The organism is Oleiphilus sp. HI0043, from assembly GCF_001634935.1.
The window spans coordinates 1-908 of record NZ_LWEY01001933.1; the positions used below are offsets into that span (position 1 = coordinate 1).

2 protein-coding genes are annotated in these 908 nt (G+C 49.7%); both read left to right on the top strand.

From position 1 onward, the window contains the following. On the top strand, window positions 1–730 hold a 730-nt coding region (locus tag A3729_RS29940; protein WP_156498237.1), incomplete at its 5' end, for a 4Fe-4S dicluster domain-containing protein. Continuing rightward, the coding region (locus A3729_RS29945) for a hypothetical protein (protein WP_156498238.1) at window positions 727–908 on the top strand (182 nt) is incomplete at its 3' end. The genes A3729_RS29940 and A3729_RS29945, both read left to right, overlap by 4 nt.

Here is a 908-nt window from a genome sequence, read left to right on the forward strand (position 1 = left end):
AGCTCCTCCGGTGCACATTGCAATTATGGGCCTGGAAAAAGTTATTCCAAGCCTGAGAGAACTACCAACACTACAACGCCTTCTCACTCGTTCCGCAACCGGCCAACATATCACCAGCTACCTCAACTTGATTAGCAGCCCGCGTCAAGCAGGAGAACTTGACGGCCCCGAGGAAGTTCACTTAATTATTCTCGACAATGGCCGCTCACTCATCCAACAAGATCCGGAGCTGAAAACCACTCTCGCTTGTATTCGCTGTGGTGCATGCATGAATCACTGCCCGGTCTATACCAAAATAGGCGGACATGCTTACGGCACAACCTACCCCGGCCCTATTGGGCAGGTTGTTATGCCTCAACTTAAGGGTATGGCAAGTCATGGGGAGCTTCTAAATGCCTGCTCCCTTAATGGCGCCTGCGGGGAAGCCTGCCCAGTAGATATTAAACTGCCTCAACTTATCCGTAGTTTGAGAAACAAACAACAAGCTACTGGCTCGACGCTAAAGGTAGAATCGTGGATCTGGCGTTTGTGGAAAGTGATCCATACCCACCCCAAACTCTATCGCCTAGTCACCAAGCTCATGGGCGCCTTACCTTTCATCAGCACTTGCTACCCAAAAGCATGGCGCAATACCCGAACACCGGCTCGCCCAAGTGCACGTACCCTTCACGAGAGGCTAAAGCATAGCCATCAAAAATTTGATGGACAAAGCAAGGAGCCACGCCAATGAACCAAGCTAAACTGAACATACTCTCACGCCTAAAACGCTCCAAGGGTTTTAAAGCACCAGAACGCGAGGGTTTGCCTAGCTCCCATAGAAGTCGTAGTGGTATTGTTCAAGCTGAAGATTTGCTTAGGCAGCTGATCTCAAAACTAGAAGAAAATCACGCAGAAGTACATCGAGTTAG